General features: G+C 70.8%; 4 protein-coding genes. All 4 read left to right on the top strand.

All coding sequences use genetic code 11. From position 1 onward, the window contains the following. Nucleotides 1–1,707: FHIPEP family type III secretion protein (locus tag ENN83_RS01085; protein ID WP_287183053.1), on the top strand; the 1,707-nt coding region annotated here is incomplete at its 5' end. Next, nucleotides 1,704–2,474 (top strand): flagellar biosynthetic protein FliR, encoded by a 771-nt coding sequence (locus ENN83_RS01080; RefSeq protein ID WP_287183050.1) that lies wholly within the window; start codon nucleotides 1,704–1,706, stop codon nucleotides 2,472–2,474. The genes ENN83_RS01085 and ENN83_RS01080, both read left to right, overlap by 4 nt. Beyond that, the gene (locus ENN83_RS01075; RefSeq protein ID WP_287183048.1) at nucleotides 2,471–3,550 is read left to right on the top strand and encodes an EscU/YscU/HrcU family type III secretion system export apparatus switch protein; all 1,080 of its coding nucleotides are present in this window, start codon (nucleotides 2,471–2,473) and stop codon (nucleotides 3,548–3,550) included. Before ENN83_RS01080 ends, ENN83_RS01075 begins: the two co-directional genes overlap by 4 nt. Continuing rightward, entirely contained in the window at nucleotides 3,550–3,897 is a 348-nt protein-coding gene (locus tag ENN83_RS01070) for a hypothetical protein (protein WP_287183046.1), read from the top strand. Before ENN83_RS01075 ends, ENN83_RS01070 begins: the two co-directional genes overlap by 1 nt. Nucleotides 3,898–3,914 lie beyond the last annotated feature (17 nt).

Below are 3,914 nucleotides of genomic sequence, written 5' to 3'. Positions count from 1 at the left end.
TTCATCGTCATCACCAAGGGCGCGGGCCGCATGGCCGAGGTCGGCGCGCGTTTCGCCCTCGACGGCATGCCCGGCAAGCAGCTCGCCATCGACAGCGACATGGCCGCGGGCGCCATCGACCATACCGAGGCCAAGGCCCGGCGCGAACGCGAACAGGCCGAGACCACGTTCTTCGGCTCGCTCGACGGGGCGTCGAAATTCGTCAAGGGCGACGCGGTCGCGGGGCTTCTGATCACGCTGCTGAACCTCATCATGGGGCTGGCAATGGGCGTGATCGTGCATGGCATGCCGATCGGCCGCGCGTTCGAGACCTATGCGATCCTGACCGTGGGCGACGGGCTGGTCACCCAGATCCCGGCGGTCGTCATTTCGATTGCCGCGGCACTCCTGCTCTCGCGCGGAGGTGCCACCGGCACGGCCGATTTCGCGCTGTTCAGCCAGCTTGGCCGCCACCCCGCCGCACTCGGCACCGTCGCGGTGCTGCTCGGGCTCTTCGCGCTTGTTCCCGGCCTGCCCTTCCTGCCCTTCATCGCGGGAGCCGCGGCGCTGGGCTACGCGGCGTTTGCGATGAACCGGCGCGTCCAGCGCGAGGCCGAGGCCGCGGCCAGGCCCGCCACCGCCGGGACGGAGGAGGCCAGGCCCGCCAGCCGCATGGGCGATCTGCTTGATCTCGACGACATCCACCTGGAATTCGCGCCCGATCTGGTCGGCATGGTGCTCGACCCGGCCACGGGGATCGAGGCCCGGATCACCTCGATGCGCCGCCATGTGGCCGAGACCTTCGGCCTGATCCTGCCCGAGATCCGGCTGACCGATAACGGCGCGCTGGTGCCCGGAACCTATGTCGTGCGCATCCAGGGGGTCGAGCAGGCGCGCGACCGGCTGCGTCCCGAACAGGTGCTGGCGCTTCAGCCCGACGCCGCGACGCCGCTGCCCCCGGGCGAGGATGTGCGCGAGCCGGTCTATGGCGCGCCCGCCCGCTGGGTCGCCGCCGACCAGCGCGAGGATCTGGCTCTGATGGGCGTCACCGTCGTCAACGCCTCCGAGGTGCTGGCCACCCACCTGCTGGAAGTGGTCAAGCGCAACTTCGCCCGGCTGATGACCAACAAGGCGCTGCGTCGGCTGCTCGACGAACTGACCAACCTTTCCGACACCGACCGCGCCGCCGCCAACCGGCGCATGATCGACGAGCTTGTGCCCGACAAGGTGCCGACCGACCTGTTGCTCGCCGTTCTGCGCCTGCTGCTCGAGGAGAGGGTCTCGATCCGCAACCTGCCGCTGATCCTCGAAGCCATCGCCGAGGCCCGCCCCTCGCATGCCAGCGCCGAGGCGATCTGCGAACATGTCCGCCGCCGCCTGGGCTTTCAGCTCGTGGCCGAACACCAGCGCGAGGATGGCACGCTGCCCCTGCTGCAACTCGCCCCGGAATGGGAAGACCGCTTCACCACCTACCAGATCGCTAACGATTACGGCCCACCCGATGTCGCCCTGCCGCCCGAGGAGTTCAACCGCCTGGCGAGCGCGGTGTCCGAACGGCTCGCGCGCGCGGGCGAGGCCGGGGTCTTCCCGGTGATCGCCACCTCGGGGCGGCGCAGGCGCTTCCTGCAGACCGCGCTCTCGGCCAAGGGCATCTCGGTGGCGGTCCTGTCCTTCGAGGAAATCGGCACCAATTCCCGTCCGTCCCTGGTCGGCATGGTGGCGGCATGACCTATGACCTCGCCGAACTGGCCGAGCTGTGGCAGCCTCTGCTCTGGGCCTTCTGGGCGGTGTTCCTGCGGGTCGGCGCGGTGCTGGCGATGCTGCCCGCTTTCGGCGAGCGGGCCGTTCCGGCGCGCATCCGGCTGGGCCTGGCGCTGGCCTTCACCGCGGTCGTGGCGCCCGCCGTCGCGCCCGGGATCGACATCGCGCCCGGCCCGCTGGGGCTCGCGCTCGCCACTGAAACGGTGATCGGCCTCGCGCTGGGGCTGGTGCTGCGGCTGATGATCCTCGCGCTGCAGATGGCCGGCGAGATCGCCGCCCAGGCCACGTCCCTTGCGCAGATGCTGGGCGCGACCGCGATGGATCCGCAGCCCGCCATGGGGCGGCTGATGGTGATGGCGGGGCTGGCGCTGGCGGTGATGTCGGGGCTGCATGTGCGCGCCGCCGAGGCGATGATCCTGTCCTACGACCTGCTGCCCGCCGGCCGCCTTCCCGATGCCGCCGAACTGGCCGATTGGGGCGTGCTGCGGATCGCGCAGGGCTTTGCGCTGGCCGCCACGCTGGCCATGCCCTTCGTCATCGCCGCGCTGATCTACAATCTCGCGCTTGGCGTCATCAACAAGGCGATGCCGCAGCTCATGGTCGCCTTCGTAGGTGCGCCCGCGATCACGGCGGGCGGGTTGATCCTGCTGATGCTGACCCTGCCGCCGATGCTGGGTCTGTGGCAGACCGGGCTGATCGAGCTTTACGCCGCCCCGTTCGGAGCCGGGCGATGAGCGACGAGAGCCCCGGCGACAAGCAGTTCGAGCCGACACAGAAGAAACTGGACGACGCCCGCAAGAAGGGCGAATTCGCGAAATCCACCGACCTGCACACCGCCGCCGCCTATCTGGGCCTGACCCTCACCGCGCTGGGCCTGGGCGCGGCCAGCCTGACCGCGCTGGGCGGGATCGGCGCCGGGCTGATCGGCCAGGCCGACCGGATCGCGCCGATGATGCTGGGCGGGCATGGCAGCGCGCCGGTCGGCGGGCTGATGGCCAGCGCGTTGCTGGCCGCGCTGCCCTGGCTGACGCTGCCGGGTCTGGCCGCGCTGGCCTCGATCCTTGCCCAGCGCAGCCTCGTGTTCGCGCCCGAGAAGATCAAGCCCAAGCTGTCCAAGATCTCGCTGATCCAGAACGCCAAGAACAAGTTCGGCCGCGGCGGCCTGTTCGAATTCGCCAAGAGCGCGGCCAAGCTGACGCTCTATATCGTCCTGCTCGGCGTCTATCTCTCGGCCCGGATCCAGGACCTGATCGGCACCATGTATCTGTCCCCCGGCATGGCGGCCGCGACGCTCGGCCGGATGGCGGTCGAGTTCATGGCCGTCGCCGTCGCCATCGCCGGCGGCATCGCGGCCGTCGACTACCTGTGGCAACTGGCCGAGCATCGCCGCAAGAACCGCATGTCGCACCAGGAACTGAAGGACGAGATCAAGCAGTCCGAGGGCGATCCCCACATGAAACAGCAGCGCCGCCAGCGCGGGATGGACATCGCGACCAACCGGATGCTGACCGATGTGCCCAGCGCCGATGTGGTGATCGTCAACCCGACCCATTACGCCGTCGCGCTGAAATGGGATCGCGCGACGCCCGGCGCGCCGGTCTGCGTGGCCAAGGGCGTGGACGAGGTCGCCGCCCGCATCCGCGAGGTCGCCGCCGCCTCGGGCGTGCCGATGCGGCGCGATCCGCCGACCGCGCGCGCGCTTTACGCCACCGTCGAGATCGGCGCCGAGATCCAGCCCGAGCATTACCGCGCCGTCGCCGCCGCGATCCGCTTTGCCGAAGAGATGCGCACCCGCGCGCGGGCTCGCTGATGGCGGGCGCCGATGACAGGCTGCGGCGGCTGGGCGAGGTGGGCGGGATGCTGCGCGATGCCGCGCTCGCCAGGCTGAAGGCCGCTGCCGATACCTGCCGCAAGGTCGAGGCCGAGCTCGCCGCGCTCGATGCCGAATGGCGGGAATGCGAGGGCGAAACCGATCCGGCGGCGCGCGCCGTGATGGGGCCTGGCCGCGAGCGGCGCTACCTGCTCCGCCGCGCCGCCCTGAACGGCGCGCTGGCGCGCGCGCGCGCCGAGGAGGCGATGCGGATGCAGGAGGCCGCCCGGGCCTTCGGGCGGGACGACGCGCTGCACCGGCTGATCCGGCGCGCGGCGGGCGACTGACCCCCGGCTTCAGGCGT

The sequence above is a fragment of the Rhodovulum sp. genome (genome assembly GCF_011048875.1).
Taxonomy (GTDB): Bacteria; Pseudomonadota; Alphaproteobacteria; order Rhodobacterales; family Rhodobacteraceae; genus Rhodovulum; species Rhodovulum tesquicola.
This window is presented reverse-complemented; position numbering and strand designations above follow the sequence as displayed.

What these genes read in the sequence shown, in the direction of transcription:
- ENN83_RS01080 (WP_287183050.1), top strand. Translation starts at nt 1,704, where the DNA reads ATGACCTATGACCTCGCCGAACTGGCCGAGCTGTGGCAGCCTCTGCTC.
- ENN83_RS01075 (WP_287183048.1), top strand. Translation starts at nt 2,471, where the DNA reads ATGAGCGACGAGAGCCCCGGCGACAAGCAGTTCGAGCCGACACAGAAG.
- ENN83_RS01070 (WP_287183046.1), top strand. Translation starts at nt 3,550, where the DNA reads ATGGCGGGCGCCGATGACAGGCTGCGGCGGCTGGGCGAGGTGGGCGGG.